The organism is Micromonospora sp. DT178, from assembly GCF_049841695.1.
GTDB lineage: Bacteria > Actinomycetota > Actinomycetes > Mycobacteriales > Micromonosporaceae > Micromonospora.
The window spans coordinates 281,875-298,035 of sequence record NZ_JBNCKV010000002.1 but is presented as its reverse complement, the minus strand read 5'-3'; the positions used below and the strand labels follow the sequence as shown (position 1 = coordinate 298,035).

Here is a 16,161-nt window from a genome sequence, read left to right as displayed (position 1 = left end):
ACCTCCCGGGCGTGGGGCGGGGTGTCGTGGTCCGGGGGGGGGGGCGCCCCCGGGGGGGGGTGGCCGCCGCCGCTACCAGGTGGGACGTTGCAGCAGGCCGACGAACTCCACCAGCAGGCGTTCCCGCAGCGCCGGCGGCGCGGCGTCGAGCAGGGTGTTCACCACCGCCATCCGCCCCGGCGGCGAACCCACGGGACCGGCGGCGTCGTCGGAACCGGCGGGACCGGCCGCTCCGGCGGAACCGGCCACGGCGGCGGAATTGGCCGCGTCTGCGGGGGTGGGGCCGGTCAGGCCCAGGCCGGCGGCCAGGCCCGCGACCAGGTCCGGGGTGAGCGCGTCGGGGGTGAGCGTGGTCGCGAGGGCGAGCAGCTCGGCGGGGAGCGTCACCGGCCCGGCGGTCCGGGTGGCGGCCACGGCGTCGGCCAGGTCCGGGCCGAACTCGGCCACCCGCGGCGCCACCGCCGCGGTCACCGTCAGGTGCACGCTCGGCGGCAGGTCGGCGTACGACAGCTGGGGCTGGGTGTGCCAGCCCCGGGCGGCCAGCTCGTCGACCAGGACGAAGAGGTCGAGGCCCGGATCGGTGGCGGTGAAGCAGACGACTGTCGACTCCGGCTCGGCCATCAGCCGCAGCCCGTCGACCGCGCGGACGGCGTCGGCCAGGCCGGCGACGGCGTCCCGCGTGGTTGCCGCGAGCCGCAGGTACCCGTCGTCGCCGAGGTGCCGCAGGGTGGCGTACGCGGCGGCGATCGGCCCACCGGAGCGGGTGGAGGCGATGACCGGGTTGACCATCGTGTAGCCGGGCCAGTCCGCGTACGCGAAGTACTGCGGGGCGCGCAGCGCCGGGTCGCGGTGCAGCAGCACCGACACGCCCTTCGGCGCGTACGCGTACTTGTGCAGGTCCACCGAGATCGAGGTGACCCCCGCGACCGCGAAGTCGAACGGCGGCACGTCCGCCCCGAGGCGGCGCAGGTACGGCAGCGTCCAACCCCCGAAGCACGCGTCCACGTGGCAGCGCACCCCGGCGGCGGCCGCCGCTCCGGCGATCTCGGCGACCGGGTCGACCACGCCGTGCGCGTACGAGGGGGCGGAGCAGGCCACCAGCACGGTCTCCGGTCCGATGGCGGCGGCCACGTCGGCGGCGGCCGGACGGAGCGTCAGCGCCGACACGGGCACCGTGTCCACGGCGACCCGCAAATAGTGCGCCGCCTTGGCGAACGCGGCGTGCGCGCTGGCCGGCACCACGATCCGGGGCGCCGCGATCTCCGGGTGGGCGTCCCGGGCGGCCTTGACGGCGAGGATCAGCGACTCCGTGCCGCCGCTGGTGACGCTGCCGACGACGTCCGGCGCGGCGCTGCCGGGGCCGCCGCCGAGCAGCCGGGCGGCCGCACCGACCAGCGCGTTCTCCATCGCCAGCAGCGACGGGAAGGCGGTCGGGTCGAGCCCGTTGACGTGGGCGCTGCCGGCGTACGCGGCGGCGGCCAGCTCGTCCAGCCCCGGCACCGCCGGGTCGTAGACGTACGCGAACAGCCGCCCCCCGTGCGTGGGCCGGTCGGCGTCCCGCAGCGCCGACACCTCCGCCAGCACCCGCTCGGCGGGCAGCCCGTTGCCGGGCAGCGCCCGCCGGTCAGCTTCGTCGTCGATCATGGAGTCGTGGTGCCCTTTCCATGGGGTTCAGCGGCTTTCGTCCCCCACCACAACCGCATGATCGGCGGGGTGGGTACGGGCGGTCGGGTCGGCCTCGGCGGCGGCCAGACGGGCCGGGGTCAGGTCGTAGGGGCGCAGGGCGAGGACCGCCAGGCCCACCAGGAGTGCGGGGAGGACGGTGAAGCCGATCAGGATGCCCAGCCGGGCGGTGTCGGACTGGATGGCCGCCGTGCCGGTGTCGGAGGAGACGTAGCCGCTGAGCTGGAGCACCAGTCCGAAGATGCCCGGTCCGAGGGCCAGCCCGAAGGTCTCCCCGGCCGTCCAGAGCCCGGTGAAGACGCCGGCCTGCCGCCGGCCGGTGCGCGCCGTGTCGTACGCGATGCAGTCCGGGAGCATGGCGAGGGCGAACACCTGCTGCCCCGCGTAGCCGACGCCGATCAGCGCGACCAGCAGGTAGACCGCGAGCGGGGGCAGCACCGGGGCGGCGACCAGGGCCAGCGCCCCCACCGCGAAGATCAGCGAGGCGGCGACCAGGGCGGCGAGCTTGCCGACCCGCGCACCGACCCGGGTCCAGAGCGGCATCACCAGCAGCGCGGGCCCGACGAAGCAGGCGAACAGGACGGTCGGCCCGCCCTTGGGATCGCCCAAGATCTGGTCGGCGAAGTAGTTGACCCCGGCGAGGACGGTGGCCACCCCGGCGGACTGCACCACGAAGCAGACCAGCAGCGCCCGGAACGGTCGGTTGCGGGCGGCGACGGCGAGCTGGGCGCGCAGCGTCGGCTCGCTCTCCCCCACCGTGCCGGCGGGCGCGGAGCGGGTGCCGAGGAACGCGCCGAGCGCGCCGAGCACGATCAGAGCGGCGACGAAGAGCCCCATCCAGCGGTGCCCGGGGACGCCTCCCCCGCCGGCGTCGCGCACCAGCGGGGCCACCGCGCCGGAGACCAGGATGGCCAGCGCCAGCACCGCGATCCGCCAGCTCATCAGCCGGGTACGTTCGGCGTAGTCGCCGGTCAGCTCCGCCGGCATCGCCACGTACGGCACCTGGAAGAAGGCGAACGCGGTGGCGGTGGCGAGGAAGGCCACCGCCACGTACGCCCCGGCGGCCGACCCGGCGCCGAACGGCGCGGCGAAGATGGCGGCGAAGAGCACGCCGAGGGCGAGCCCGGCGCCCAGCAGGTACGGCCGGCGGGCGCCCCAGCGCGACCGGGTGCGGTCGGAGATCCGGCCGGCGACCGGGTTGACCAGCACGTCCCACGCCTTCGGCAGGAGCACCAGCAGGGCCGCCGCGCCCGCCGCGACGCCGAGGGTGTCGGTCAGGTAGGGCAGCAGGAGCAGGCCGGGCACGGTGCCGAACGCGCCCGTGGCCAGCGATCCGAGCGCATAACCGGCGTGCACCCGGCGCGGCAGCACGCCAGCGACCGGAGCAGCTCCACCCGAGGGCGCGTCCATGACGCCGAATGTTACTCACGTTATGGCACGGGTCACATCCCCTCCTCGGGGGACCAGCTCGCCCTCATGTCCACCCCGTCGCCGCGCAGCGGCGTCCCCTCGGCGCGCAGCCGGGCCCGCGCCTCCCGCTCGTGGCCGGGCGGCAGGCGGCCGGCGGCGTTCACCACCCGGTGCCAGGGCACGCCCCCGCCGTGCCGGGCCATGATCGAGCCGACCAGCCGCGCCGACGCCCGCCCCGAGCGCTCGGCCAGCGCGTCGGCCACCGCCCCGTACGACATCACCCGGCCCGGCGGGATCCGCTCGACGAGCTCCAGCACCGCCTCGACGTACTCGTCAGGTCTCACGACCGGCCACGATATGAGAACGCGCCGGGGCCCGCCCGCACCGACCACGCAGAATGGGCGGGTGCGCGACATGGTCACGGCGGCCCGGCGGGTCGTCGTCAAGATCGGTTCCTCCTCGTTGACCACCGCCGAAGGTGGGCTGGACGACGGGCGGGTCGACGCGCTCGTCGGCACCCTGGGCGCGCTCGCCGCCGAGGGCCGGGAGGTCGTGCTGGTCAGCTCCGGCGCGATCGCGGCCGGCCTCGCGCCGCTGGGGCTGTCCCGGCGCCCGCGCGACCTGGCCACCCAGCAGGCCGCCGCCAGCGTCGGGCAGGGCCTGCTGATCGGCCGGTACGCCGCCGCCTTCGCCCGGCACGGGCTCACCGTCGGGCAGGTCCTGCTCACCGTCGACGACGTGACCCGGCGGGCGCACTACCGCAACGCGTACCGCACCCTGCGCAAGCTGCTCGACCTGCGGGCGGTGCCGATCGTCAACGAGAACGACACGGTCGCGACCGAGGAGATCCGGTTCGGCGACAACGACCGGCTGGCCGCCCTCGTCGCCGCCCTGGTCCACGCCGACCTGCTGGTGCTCCTCTCCGACGTGGACGCCCTCTGGACCGGCGACCCCACCCGCCCGGGCTCCAGCCGGATCAGCGAGGTGCTCGACGAGCGGGACCTGACCGGGATCGACATCGGCGGCGCCGGCCGGGCCGGCGTGGGCACCGGCGGCATGGTGACGAAGGTGGAGGCGGCCCGGATCGCGACCGGATTCGGCATCCCGGTGGTGCTGACCGCCGCGCCCCTGGCCGCCCCGGTGCTGGCCGGCGAGCCCGTCGGCACCCTGTTCCACCCGAGCCGCCGCCGCCCGACGGCCCGGCTCTTCTGGCTGGCCCACGCCACCACCCCCCGGGGGCGGCTGCACCTCGACCCGGGCGCGGTCGCGGCGGTGGTGGGCCGGCGCAAGTCGCTGCTGCCCGCCGGGATCACGGCCGTGGACGGGGCGTTCACCGCCGGCGACCCGGTCGACCTGGTGGACGTCGAGGGCGCGCCGGTCGCCCGGGGACTGGTCAACTACGACGCGGTCGAGCTGCCCGGGCTGCTCGGCCGGTCCACCACGGAACTCGCCGCGGCGCTCGGCCCGGCGTACGAACGGGAGGTCGTCCACCGCGACGACCTCGTACTGCTGTGAGGAGTGCGGCGATGAGCGTGAGCGAACAGGCCCGACGGGCGCGTACGGCGGCGGAGGCGCTGGCCGTCGCCACGCGTACGACCAAGGACGCCGCGCTGGTGGCGATGGCCGACGCGCTGGTGGCGCGTACGCCGGAGATCCTGGCCGCGAACGCGACGGACCTGGCGGCCGGGCGCGAGGCCGGGCTGAGCGAGGCCGTGCTGGACCGGCTGGCCCTCGACGCGGGGCGGGTGGCCGGCATCGCCGACGCGCTGCGGCAGATGGCCGCGCTGCCGGACCCGGTGGGCGAGGTGGTCCGGGGCTCGACCCTGCCCAACGGGCTGGAGCTGCGCCAGATCCGGGTGCCGTTCGGCGTGGTGGGCATCATCTACGAGGCGCGGCCGAACGTGACGGTCGACGCCGCCGGCATCTGCCTGAAGTCCGGCAACGCGGCGCTGCTGCGCGGCTCCTCGTCGGCGGCCAACTCCAACGCCGCCCTGGTCGCCGTGCTGCGGGACGCGGTGGGCGACGCGGGCCTGCCGGCGGACGCGGTGCAACTGCTCGACGCCACCAGCCGCGACTCGGTCAAGGAGCTGATGCGCGCCCGGGGCCTGGTCGACGTGCTGATCCCGCGCGGCGGCGCGTCCCTGATCCGCACCGTGGTGGAGGAGTCCACCGTGCCGGTGATCGAGACCGGCGTGGGCAACTGCCACGTCTACGTCGACGCCGCCGCCGACCTGTCGAAGGCCGTCGCCATCGCGCTGAACGCGAAGACCCAGCGGCTCTCCACCTGCAACACCGCCGAGTCGCTGCTCGTGCACGCGGCGGTCGCCGACGCCTTCCTGCCGCCGATGCTGGCCGCCTTCGCCGAGGCCGGCGTCACCGTGCACGGCGACGACCGGGTCGCCGCCCACTCGGCCGCGGTGCGACCCGCCACCGACGAGGACTTCGCCACCGAGTACCTCTCGGCCGACATCTCGGTCGCCGTCGTCGACTCGCTCGACGCGGCGGTCGCGCACATCCGGCGGTACGGCACCGGGCACACCGAGGCGATCGTCACCGACTCGACCACCGCCGCCCGGGAGTTCGTGGCCCGGGTGGACGCGGCGGCCGTGATGGTCAACGCCTCGACCCGGTTCACCGACGGGGGCGAGTTCGGCTTCGGCGCCGAGATCGGCATCTCCACGCAGAAGCTGCACGCCCGCGGCCCGATGGGCCTGCCCGAGCTGACCTCCACCAAGTACGTGGTGACCGGGAACGGCCACCTGCGCGGCTGACCCTCCCCCGACCCTCGCATGTGCCCGGACGGCCGGAGGCGTCACCGCCGGGCGGCGGGGCCACCGCCGGATTGCGGGTGACCGCTAGTCTGGGTCGGGTTCGGCACGGCTTGTCTTGGGGAGGCGGCATGCTGGGCGAGAGTGCCCTGGAACAGCAACTGGCGCAGGCGCGGGCCGCGCTGCGCGAGGTGGGTGGCGCCGCCGCACCCCGCGAGCGTTCGGAGTCGGTGGCCGAGGCCGCCGACGGCCGGATCCGGGTCACGCTCGGCACCGACGGCCGGGTCAGCGCCGTCGACATCGACCCGCGGGTGCTCCGGGAGGGCTCGGAATACCTCGCCGCCGAGCTACGCCAGGCGGTCAACGCCGCGCTCGACGGTCAGGACGACGGGGTGGCCGCCAGCGAACCGATGCCCGACCTCGCCGCGATGACCGCCACCATCGAACGCCTCCAGGACCAGGGCCTGCGGCAGATGCGGGAGATCAGCCAGGCCGTCAGCGAGACAATGCGGAAACTGCACGGGAGCTGAGCGTGGAGAGCCTCGACGTCGACATCGACGCGCTGGGTCGCGGCGCGGACGAGCTGGAGCAGGCCAAGGAGTCCGTCCGCCAGGTCTTCGAGAGCTTCCAGGCGGCGGTCGGCGGCTACGCCGCGGCCTTCGGCGGCGACGACATCGGGTCGCTGCTGGGCGTCGCCCACCAGGCGTGCGTGGACGCGCTGGCCGAGTGCCTCGGCACCAACATCACCGAGCTGGAGAGCTACGTCGACGGCCTACGCGGGATGGCCGACGGCTACCGCGCCGCCGAGGAGAACGCGGCCGCGTCCTTCCGCTCGATCCTCGGCTCGCTGGGCGGCTGAGCCGCCCGACCTACGAAAGGAGTCGCGGTGGGTCTGACGCTCCCGGGTGAGCTCGCCTCCCTGCTCTCGATGCTCGGCTACGAGTGGCCCCAGTCGGACGAGACGGCGATCTTCCAGCTCGCCGGGGAGTGGACCGGCATGGCCGGGCAGATCTCCGGCTCGGTCGCGCAGCTGGAGTCGGCGGCGCGCACGGTGCTCGACAACAACCGGGGCGAGAGCTTCACCGCATTCGCCGGCGAGTGGAACGACAAGGAGTCGGCCGCCCGCAACGTCGCCGACGTCGCCCGCCCGGCCACCGTCATCGGCGTCGGGCTGATGGTCGCGGCGGGCGTGGTGCTGGCCCTGAAGATCCAGGTGATCGTCCAACTGGCCCTGCTGGCGATCCAGATCGCGCAGGCCATCGTGACGGCGGCGGTCACCTTCGGGGCGTCCCTCCTCCAGATCCCGATCTTCAAGATGATCACCGGTCTCATCATCGACCAGCTCATCGGCATGGCCGTCGAGACGGTGCTCAATGGCTAGGAAGCGGACCAGCCCGCCTCGGCAGACGCAGGCCAAGGGCGCCCGCGTCGTCTCGGCCTATTTGGAGAACGCCGACGTCTTCCGCACCGCCAAGTCGGCCGGCACGAAGCCGAAGGGCCCGGCGGTGCTGGTGCTGAAGAACCGGCCGGACTTCGACAGGCGGGACTTCGACCGCAAGGCCCGCGACCTGCAACGGCTCGGCCAGGACGGGGCGCTGAAGAAGGCGCCGTCGGACCGGGACAGCAACAAGGTCTACGACCCCGCCACGGGCAAGCGACGCACCCGCACCAACGTCTACCGGGACCGGATGATCCGCAACCTGACCAAGGACGGCCGCCTCACCCAGGACATGGGCACCCCGGAGACGAACAAGTACCTGGCCAACAAGAACGTGGTTGAGCGCCTCTACGCGGGCAAGGGGCCGATCACCGCCCGCGGCCAGGGTTACGACCCCGACCACATCCAGGAGCTGCAACTGGACGGAACGGACACGTACGATAACCTCAGGCCGATGGACGCCTGGACGAATCGCCAGCTCGGCAGCGACATCTCCGTCGCGCTGCGGGACGTTCCCGAGGGCACCCCGGTCATCGTGAAGGTGATCCCGTGACCGGCCCGCAGGACCCGACGCGCCTCGACCGCATCCGGGAGAAGCTCGCGCTGCTGCGGCGCCTGGAGGCCGAGCGCGGCTTCGGCGTGGTCATCGGCGAGCCGACCCCGCTGGAGCCGATCCCCGACCTGCCCGGCGTGGCCGAGGTCTACGCGCTCTTCGGCCGGCTGGCCGGCGACAACTTCCGGTTCGAGACGCCCGAGGAGATCCGCAGCCCGGCGGCCTGGGCGGCCCGCACGGTGGACGAGGACGATCCGATGGGCAGCCCGCTCGCGGTCGGCCACGAGGTGCACAGCATCCCGCCCCGGCTGCGCGGCGAGATCGGGGCGGGGGCGCCGATCCGCCTCGACACCGAGGATCTCGACGTCTACTGGATGGAGCCGGACGACTACGTCTTCCAGTACGAGCACCCCGACGAGGACGTGGAGTTCACCGTCGTCGCGCCCGACGTGGCCACGTTCTTCGACGAGCACGTGCTCGGTCCCGCCTACCCGGAGCTGGTCGCCGTCGTCCTCGGGCCCGGCGTCCGGGACCAGCGGCTCCGCAAGGGCCCGCACGCCGGTGAGTACGCCGACAACTGGCGGCGCCTGCTGATCGCCGCCGACCTGTCGTCCTGACGCCGCTGCGCACCCGGCGTCCCGGCGCCGCCACCCGCGGCGCCCGCACACCGTCCACACCCGAGACGCGAAGGACCAACGATGGCCGCTGACCCCCGGTTCCGCTCACTGTGGAACGAGGACGAGCTCATCCCGTACCCGCGCGAGGCGTGGCTGGAGGGGGGATTCGACCCCGACATGCTGCCCGCCGGCGACGAGATCCCGCTCGACGTGGCGGTCGTCTACACCGCGTTCCTCGAAGGCGACATCGAGCTGTTCGACACGATCCAGCTCAGCACCGAGGACGGCTCGCTGGACATCCGGCTGATCGTGGTGGGCGCGGTCGCCGACAACCCCGACCTGCTCTACGTGCTCGACCCGAGGACCGGCGAGATCCTCCAGTTCGACCTGGAGCAGCAGGACGTCCAGGCCGTCAACACCAACTTCCGCACCTTCGTCGAGTTCCTCTACCAGTTCGCGCTCTTCGTGGAGGCCGACGAGGGCAAGCCGGGCCGGGCCGAGCGGGCGGAGACGCTGCGCACCGTCCTGGAGAGCATCGACCGCGCCGCGTTCGCCCCGGACGCCTGGTGGCCGCTGGTGATCAGCCAGCTCAAGTGAGGCCGGCCGGTCCGGCGCGCGGCTGACGGGGAGTGCGCTCCGGGCGTCCGCGCCGAAGACGCCGACGTGCGCCAGCGGGCCGGCGACGCCGACGTACGCCACCTGCGGCGACCCGGGCCGACGGCGACGGCTGACGGATCGAGGAGGCTCAGCGGCAGGCCCGGATCGCGCTCAGCGTGGTGTGCACGTCGAACTGGTGCCCGTCGTCGCTGGGCCACCCGCCGTCGCTGCGTTGGGTCTCGGCCAGCCGCCGCCGCGCCCGCCCCAGCAGCCAGTCCTGCCCGTCGATGCCGACGCGGCGTAGCGTCGCGGCCAGCCAGGCCACGTCGCCGGGAGACATCTCCGGCACCCGCTCCGCGAGGATCACCTGGATCCGCGCCGCCTCGTGGAACATGTCCTGCCGGTGCAGGACCGCCGCGCTGAGCCAGCCGGCGGGCAGGAAGGACGGCCAGCCGCCGTCCGGGCGCAGCCGAGCGACGAGCGACTGCGCGGCGGCGTGCACGACGCCCGCGTACGCGCCGCCGACGCGGTGGTCGAGCGGTCCGGCCGCCCGCGCGTCCAGGCCGGCGACGGTCAGCCAGAACCCGGCGTTCGCGGTCAGGTGGAACCCCGCCTCGGGGTCGCCCGGCCGGGCCCACTCGGGGGCGACGTCGGCCAGCGCCGGGTCCTCCGCCCAGCCGCCGTCGGGCAACTGCCGTGCGGCCAGCCAGTCCAGGGCCCGGCGGGCGGCCGGACGACCGAGCGCGCCCAGATCGTCCAGCTCGGACAGGCGGAAACAGGTGGCGTCCACGGAGGAGATGTCCCCGCCCAGCGTCGCCGGCCAGCCGCCGTCGGGCGCCTGGCCGACCTCGGCGGCGTCGAGCAGTTCGGGAGGTGGCGGCGCGCCGGTGCGCAGCCGCGACAGACGGGCGCGGTCCACCGCGTCCCCGTGTGCCACGACGAACCCGACCGCCGCATCGATGTCGACCACGGCGGCAACGCTACCTGCGCAAACGTGATCGCGCCTCGGCGAATCGGCCGAGGTCGCGGGGGTCGGGACGGCCCGCCGCGACCTCGGCCGACGGCACGGTCAGTACGCCGGCAGCGACGGGTCGATCTGCTTGATCCAGGAGAGCACGCCGCCCTGCACGTGCACCGCGTCGCGGAAGCCGGCCGCCTTGAGCGCGGCGAGCGCCTCCGCCGAGCGGACCCCGGACTTGCAGTGCAGCACGATCTGCCGGTCCTGCGGCAGCTTTGCGAGCGCCTCGCCCGAGATGATCTCGCCCTTGGGGATCAGCGTCGCGCCGGGGATCCGGACGATCTCGTACTCGGCCGGCTCGCGGACGTCGACGAGGAAGATGTCCTTGCCGGCGTCCTGCCACTCCTTGAGCTCCAGCGCGGTGATGGTCGCGTCGACCACCGCCTCCTGGGCCTCCACCGACACCGCGCCGCAGAAGTCCTCGTAGTCCTCCAGCAGGTCGGTGACCGTGGGGTTCTCGCCGCAGAGCACACAGTTCGGGTCCTTGCGGACCTTGATCTTGCGGTACTCCATCTCCAGGGCGTCGTAGACCATCAGCCGGCCGACCAGCGGCTCCCCGATGCCGGCGAGCAGCTTGATCGCCTCGTTGACCTGGATGGAGCCGATCGACGCGCAGAGCACGCCGAGCACGCCGCCCTCGGCGCAGGAGGGGACCATGCCGGGCGGCGGGGGCTCCGGGTAGAGGCAGCGGTAGCAGGGGCCGTGCTCGGCCCAGAACACCGACGCCTGGCCGTCGAAGCGGTAGATCGACCCCCAGACGTACGGCTTGCCGAGCAGCACCGCCGCGTCGTTGACCATGTAACGGGTGGCGAAGTTGTCGGTGCCGTCGACGATCAGGTCGTAGCGGGAGAAGATGTCCCGCACGTTCTCCCGGTCCAGCGCCGTGTTGTGGATCTCGACGTTCACCAGCGGGTTGATCTCGCGGATCGAGGACGCGGCCGACTCGGCCTTGGAACGGCCGACGTCGGAGACGCCGTGGATGATCTGGCGCTGGAGGTTGGACTCGTCGACGGTGTCGAAGTCGATGATGCCGAGCGTGCCGACCCCGGCGGCGGCGAGGTACATCAGGGCCGGCGAGCCGAGGCCGCCGGCGCCGACACAGAGCACCCGGGCGTTCTTCAGCCGCTTCTGCCCCTCGACCCCGACGTCCGGGATGATCAGGTGGCGCGAGTAGCGGCGGATCTCGTCAACGGTCAGCTCGGCGGCGGGCTCGACGAGCGGGGGCAACGACACGGTGGACTCCCCGGGATCGGCTGAAGGCGAACCGAGCCATTGTCGCTCGCACCGACCTCGATCGGCCATGAGGAGCGACACGTCGCCCGAACTGCGGGAAGGGGAATAACTCAGGTGCCGGGAACGACCTCGCCGTCGTAGCGCGAGCCGTCGACGTACGGCCAGGCGTTGGCGGCGCAGCCGTCCAGCCCGTACGTCTGCTGCTGCATCACCGGGGCCGGCTCGCCGGGGCCCGGGCAGGCCTGGTGCACCTCGCCCAGCTCGTGGCCCACCTCGTGGTTGACCACGTAGGCGCGGTAGATCTCCAGCGGCGCCCCGTAGTCGGGGACCGCCTCCAGCCAGCGCGCCAGGTTGATGATCACCTGCCCCGGGAGTTGGCAGGAGGTGTAGCCCTCGGTGCTCAGCCCGCCCTCGGCGCACATCCGCTCCGAGGTGCCCGGGGTGGCGAGGTAGACGGTGAAGTCGGCGTCGGCCGCCTCCGCCACCCGCCGCAGCCGCAGCTCCTCCGAGGCGATCCAGCTGCGGGGATCGCCCAGCACCTCGTCCACGGTGGCGGCGAAGGCGGCGACGTCCTGGCCGGTGCCCTGCTCCACGGCCACCCGGTAGTACCGGACCGGCCCGTCGGTGCCCCGCACCGGGGAGTCGCCGGGCGCGGCGGTGAAGTCGCCCGTACCCGTGCGGGGGTAGGCGGGCGGCCGTGCGGGCTTGTCCGCCCCCGCCGCGTACGACGTCCGGTTTCCGTCGCCCGAGGTCGGCACGGTCGCGCGGTCGCCGGCCCGGGTCAGCGTCACGGCGGCGGTCGCCGCGAGCAGCAGGGTCACGCCGAGCCCCACCACCCGCCGGTCCCGGAGCGGGGCCGGCGGACGCCACCACCGCGCCGGCACGGGTGACGACGGCCGGGTCGGCGTCGGGCGGCGTGCCGGGCCAGGCGGGTCGGAAGGGGACGACGACGTCATGAGTCGAGCGTCCCACACTAATCGGGCATTACGCCGCGAAAAACGCGAACCCCGCTCGTCCCCCGGGGGCGGCTTCGGGCCGTTCCTCCCGGCCCGCGCCCGGCGCCCGATCGCCGCCGGTCAGAGCCGTGGGCCCGCGTACCGGCGACCGTCGCGGTACGGCCACGGGTTCGCCACGCAGCCGTTGAGGAAGAGCGTCTGCTGCATCATCACCGGCGCCACCCGGCCCCTGCCGGGGCAGCGCTCGTGCCGGTGCCCCAACTGGTGCCCGACCTCGTGGTTCACCACGTACGTCCGGTAGACCGAGAGCGGCACCTTCGCGCTGACGTAGTGCGGCACCGAGAGCCGCCAGCGGTCCAGGTTGATGATCACCTTCCCGGGCGCCCGGCACGACGTGTAGGGCCGCCCGCCCACCCGGATGTCCACCCCTCCGGCGGCACACAGCCGGCCCGCCGTCTTCGCCGTGGCGAGGTAGACCGTGAAGTCGTGCCGGGAGGCGGCGCGTACCTGCTGCAACCGCAGCCCGCCGTCGACCCAGCTCCCCGGCCCGGCGAGCGCCCGCTCGACGGCGGCGGCGAACTCGCCCGCGTCCTCGCCGGCGCCCGACTCCACGGCGACCCGGTAGCGGCGCAGCGTGCCCGCGTCGCCCAGCACCGGGCCGACCCGGTCGTCGTAGCCGAAGCTGCCCCGGCCCGCCGACGGCACCGGCCCGGGCAGCCGGAGCACGGCCGGCGGGGGCTCGACGGCCGAGGGCGACGCGGCGGGCGACGACGGCAGCGGCGAGGCCGCCCCCGGCGCGAGCATCGGCGCGGGAGGCAACTCCTCGGCGGTGAGCGTCTCCGCGCCGACGTCGGCGCCCCGCCGGTCGGCGATCACCGCCACCGCCGCGCCGACCGCGAGCACCAGCGCGACCAGTTCCACGAGACGCCGACGCGCCGGACGGCGGTGCCGCGGGCGGGTCAGGTCCACGCCGCCGTCCCGGGGCGGCGCCCCGGCGGGGGCACGGCGGCGGCCCTCGGCGGGGGCGGGGGCACGGCGGGACGGGGTGGGGTGACGGGCGGGGGACATCCCGGTCAGCCTGCCATGTCGGACCGCCGGGCGGTGTCCCCCGTCTCGGTGAGCAGGCCCAGCACGGCCCGGGCCACCAGGCGCGGCACCTCCAGTTGCGCCACGTGGCCGACCCCGTCGAGCATCAGCAGCCGGCTGTCCGGGACGACGCGGGCCGTCTGCGGGGCCACCCGCACGTCCACCAGCCGGTCGGCTTGCCCGCCGACGACCAGGGTGGGCGCCTCGACCGTCGCGGCGAGCCGCCACAGCGACCCCGACCCCGGCAGGTACGACCGCAGGAAGCTGGAGACCAGTCCCCGGAACGTCCGGACGTACGCGGCGGCGTGGTGCGCGGCCTCGTGCCGCACCCGGATCTCCTCCAGCGCCTCCTGACGGCGCTGGTCGCAGATCCGGCTGAGGTCGGCGACGCAGGACTCCATCACCTGCTGGGCCATCACCTCGGGCGCGATCTGGGCCAGCCGCCAGGCGGCGAGGCGCTCGCCCCGGGGGATCGCCAGCAGCGGCAGCATCCGGCCCTGCAACGAGCGCCGGAAGTCCAGGAACGGCAGCGCCGGCGAGATCAGGGTCAGGCTCCGGACCAGGTCCGGCCGCGTCCCCGCCACCTGCACCGAGATGGCCCCGCCCAGCGAGTTGCCGAACAGGTGCACCGGTCCCCGGTCGGAGTGTTCGATCCAGCGGATCACCCGGTCGGCGAAGGCCGGGACGGTGTACCGGCGACCCGGCTCGCTGCGGCCGAACCCCGGCAGGTCGATGGCCTGCCCGTCGAGGTGGTCGGCGAGCAGGTACGCCAGGTCGGTCCAGTTCTGCGACGAACCACCGAGCCCGTGCACGTAGAGCGCCGGCTCCGCGCCGGGCGCGGTGGCCGGAGTGTCCCGGACGTACGTCACCGTGCCGTCGAGGCGTACCTCCCGCCCCGGCCAGGGCGGTGGGACGGAGTGCTCGGGAAGGAGGTGGTCCGGCCGGAGGGTGGCGCGCTTCATGACTCCAGTCTGCCCGGGGCCGCAACGACCGGCAGCGCTCAGGCCAGCAGCGCCTCGAGTCGGCGGTTGACCGCGGCCAGCGTGGCCCGGACGACCGCCTGCCGGGGGTCACCGGCGACCAGTGCGGAGCCGACGAGCTGCTCCACCCAGCCGTCGCAGACCAGCAGCACCACGACCGTGGCCACGTCGCAGTTGCCGAAGGGCACCACGGCGGCGTGCTCGACGAAGCAGCGCCCACGGTCGGGGCCGGCGTCGGGGCCGGGCTCGCCCCCGCGCAGCAGCTCGTCCACCGCCGCCGCCGCGGCCACCGCGCAGAGCCGCAGCACGTACCCGTCGACGGCCGGCCCGGTCGAGTAGCCGGCGGCGGTCTCCCCACCGGCGAGCAGGCGTACCTCCACGGTGGCGTCGAGCCCGAAGGTGCTCACCTGGACGTGGTCGATCACCACCCGGGGACCCACCGCGCCGCCGGTGTCCAGCGGCCGGGACGGCGCCGTCTCCGTCGTCGTCACCTGCCCACCGGAGTACGACGTGCCGACGGTCGCCGGGGCACCGGACGGAGTCCCGGCCGGGGCGGCGGAGACCGAGCCGGGCTCCTCCACCGTGGCCCGGCCCCGGTGCGGGGCGACGGGTTGCCGGCGCCGGCGCGGGGTCTCGGGCGTCGCCTCGGGACGCTGTTCGGCGCGGATCGCGGCGGCCTCCGACGGGCTGCCGGGCGCCCTGCCGCCGGGCACCCGGGGCTCGGCGGAGGACGGCTCGGCGGGGCGTGCCGCGACGCCCGCCGACCGGGGGTCGGCGCCTCGCGGCTCCGCCGAGCGACGGCGCACCGGCGGGGCGGGTGCGGCCGGCATGCCGGGCAGGTTCTGCGGCGCGGCGGCCAGCCCCATCCGGTCCTGGAGCAGGCGGGCGACCTGCCGACTCACCTCGGCCGGGTCGGCCCCGTCGGCGAGGTCGAGCCGCAGGCTGTGCGCGCCGGCCGGGGTACGGCGCAGCGCCGCGTCCCGGACGCCGGCCACGCCGCGGACGGCGTCGAGGATGGCGTTGACGTCGAAGCCCTCCGGGCGCTCCCGCAGCGGGGCGGGCTCGTCGTCGCGGCGCAGATGGGTGGCGATGCGGGCGAGTTCGGGGGTCTCGGCGGGTGGCTCCACGGCTGGCGGCTCCGGCACGACGGGCACGTCCGGCTCGGCGGGGACGCGCTGCGGCAACACCGCCGATGCGGGGTCCGGCGCCTGGTCGACGGCGGCCGGCTGGGCCGTCGGTGCCGGTTCGGGGGCGGACCGGCGGGCCGCGTACGGGGGCGCGCTCGCCGGGGCGGGCGCGGACGGGGTGGACTCACGCCGCCCGAATCCGCTGGTGGCGGCCTCGGCGGCGGGCCCGGCGGCGGTCTGCGGAACGCCCGGAGACCTCGGGGCCGGCTCCGCGCTCTCCGGCCGGAGCCGGAACGGCCGGGTGACCCCCCGGTCCGGGGTGTCCTCGGCGCGGGGCGCCGCGGCGGCGCTTTCCGGGGCGTACGCGAGCGGGGGCGCGCCCGCCGGCGCGGGGACCGACCCGCCCGACGCCCAGGCCGGTCGCTCGGCCGGGGCCGACGGTTCGGCCTCGGGTCCCGTGGGCCGGTCGACGGGGGCGGGCGGTCGCTCGTACGCCGGCCGGGGCACCGGCGCGGTCTGGGCGACGTCGTAGGGGCGGCCGGGCTCGCGGGGCGGGTCGTAGGGGCGGGGAGCCTCCCCGCGCGACGGCTCGTGCGGTCGCTGCGGCTCACCGGCCCAGGCCGGCGGCTGTTCCTCGCGGGACCGGCGGCCGACGGGCTCCGGCTCCTCGCGGGACCGGCGACCGACCGGCTCCG

Annotated in this window: 16 protein-coding genes and 1 pseudogene; 8 read left to right on the top strand and 9 right to left on the bottom strand. The window is 75.2% G+C overall.

What is annotated here, in order from left to right; all coding sequences use genetic code 11:
* Positions 1 to 72: 72 nt before the first annotated feature.
* From ACLQ22_RS05155 to ACLQ22_RS05145, 3 genes are read right to left on the bottom strand one after another with little or no spacing between them, the layout of a single operon-like run.
* Entirely contained in the window at positions 73 to 1,644 is a 1,572-nt protein-coding gene (locus tag ACLQ22_RS05155) for a pyridoxal phosphate-dependent decarboxylase family protein (RefSeq protein ID WP_425691282.1), read from the bottom strand.
* 27 nt (positions 1,645 to 1,671) lie between these two features.
* Complete coding sequence (locus ACLQ22_RS05150) at positions 1,672 to 3,093, bottom strand: MFS transporter (RefSeq protein WP_425691281.1); 1,422 nt, start codon at positions 3,091 to 3,093, stop codon at positions 1,672 to 1,674.
* Positions 3,094 to 3,125: 32 nt separating this feature from the next.
* Entirely contained in the window at positions 3,126 to 3,437 is a 312-nt protein-coding gene (locus ACLQ22_RS05145; protein WP_132230864.1) for an MGMT family protein, read from the bottom strand.
* 13 nt (positions 3,438 to 3,450) lie between these two features.
* Between ACLQ22_RS05145 and proB the strand changes: the two genes are divergently transcribed.
* The 8 genes from proB to ACLQ22_RS05105 all read left to right on the top strand — a co-directional run bounded on the left by proB (position 3,451) and on the right by ACLQ22_RS05105 (position 9,066).
* On the top strand, positions 3,451 to 4,608 hold the full coding sequence (gene proB, locus ACLQ22_RS05140; protein WP_425691280.1) for a glutamate 5-kinase: 1,158 nt from the start codon (positions 3,451 to 3,453) through the stop codon (positions 4,606 to 4,608).
* 11 nt (positions 4,609 to 4,619) lie between these two features.
* Positions 4,620 to 5,864, top strand: a complete 1,245-nt coding sequence (locus ACLQ22_RS05135; protein ID WP_425691279.1) for a glutamate-5-semialdehyde dehydrogenase — start codon at positions 4,620 to 4,622, stop codon at positions 5,862 to 5,864.
* Positions 5,865 to 5,992: 128 nt separating this feature from the next.
* A complete protein-coding gene (locus tag ACLQ22_RS05130) occupies positions 5,993 to 6,391 on the top strand; it encodes a YbaB/EbfC family nucleoid-associated protein (RefSeq protein WP_121399924.1) in 399 nt (132 codons plus the stop codon).
* A gap of 2 nt (positions 6,392 to 6,393) precedes the next feature.
* Positions 6,394 to 6,720 (top strand): WXG100 family type VII secretion target, encoded by a 327-nt coding sequence (locus ACLQ22_RS05125; RefSeq protein ID WP_416610538.1) that lies wholly within the window; start codon positions 6,394 to 6,396, stop codon positions 6,718 to 6,720.
* 27 nt (positions 6,721 to 6,747) lie between these two features.
* Positions 6,748 to 7,242 carry a hypothetical protein gene (locus ACLQ22_RS05120; protein ID WP_121399926.1) on the top strand — a complete coding sequence of 165 codons (495 nt, stop codon included), beginning with the start codon at positions 6,748 to 6,750 and terminating at the stop codon, positions 7,240 to 7,242.
* Positions 7,235 to 7,852 (top strand): hypothetical protein, encoded by a 618-nt coding sequence (locus tag ACLQ22_RS05115; RefSeq protein ID WP_425691278.1) that lies wholly within the window; start codon positions 7,235 to 7,237, stop codon positions 7,850 to 7,852. Before ACLQ22_RS05120 ends, ACLQ22_RS05115 begins: the two co-directional genes overlap by 8 nt.
* Entirely contained in the window at positions 7,849 to 8,469 is a 621-nt protein-coding gene (locus ACLQ22_RS05110; RefSeq protein WP_425691277.1) for a hypothetical protein, read from the top strand. Before ACLQ22_RS05115 ends, ACLQ22_RS05110 begins: the two co-directional genes overlap by 4 nt.
* An 81-nt stretch (positions 8,470 to 8,550) precedes the next feature.
* Positions 8,551 to 9,066: an SUKH-4 family immunity protein gene (locus tag ACLQ22_RS05105; protein ID WP_366639843.1), complete on the top strand. Its 516-nt coding sequence runs from the start codon at positions 8,551 to 8,553 to the stop codon at positions 9,064 to 9,066.
* A gap of 148 nt (positions 9,067 to 9,214) precedes the next feature.
* Here ACLQ22_RS05105 and ACLQ22_RS05100 read toward each other — a convergent pair whose 3' ends face one another.
* The 6 genes and pseudogenes from ACLQ22_RS05100 to ACLQ22_RS05075 all read right to left on the bottom strand — a co-directional run.
* Positions 9,215 to 10,036 (bottom strand): prenyltransferase/squalene oxidase repeat-containing protein, encoded by an 822-nt coding sequence (locus tag ACLQ22_RS05100; RefSeq protein WP_425691276.1) that lies wholly within the window; start codon positions 10,034 to 10,036, stop codon positions 9,215 to 9,217.
* A gap of 99 nt (positions 10,037 to 10,135) precedes the next feature.
* Entirely contained in the window at positions 10,136 to 11,317 is a 1,182-nt protein-coding gene (gene moeZ / locus ACLQ22_RS05095; RefSeq protein ID WP_121399931.1) for an adenylyltransferase/sulfurtransferase MoeZ, read from the bottom strand.
* Between the two features lie 110 nt (positions 11,318 to 11,427).
* Entirely contained in the window at positions 11,428 to 12,153 is a 726-nt protein-coding gene (locus ACLQ22_RS05090; protein ID WP_425691275.1) for a DUF3152 domain-containing protein, read from the bottom strand.
* Positions 12,154 to 12,393: 240 nt separating this feature from the next.
* Entirely contained in the window at positions 12,394 to 13,341 is a 948-nt protein-coding gene (locus ACLQ22_RS05085) for a DUF3152 domain-containing protein (RefSeq protein ID WP_425691274.1), read from the bottom strand.
* 5 nt (positions 13,342 to 13,346) lie between these two features.
* The gene (locus tag ACLQ22_RS05080; RefSeq protein ID WP_425691273.1) at positions 13,347 to 14,321 is read right to left on the bottom strand and encodes an alpha/beta fold hydrolase; all 975 of its coding nucleotides are present in this window, start codon (positions 14,319 to 14,321) and stop codon (positions 13,347 to 13,349) included.
* Between the two features lie 38 nt (positions 14,322 to 14,359).
* A pseudogene (locus ACLQ22_RS05075) lies at positions 14,360 to 16,099 on the bottom strand (hypothetical protein); the annotation flags it as partial.
* Positions 16,100 to 16,161 lie beyond the last annotated feature (62 nt).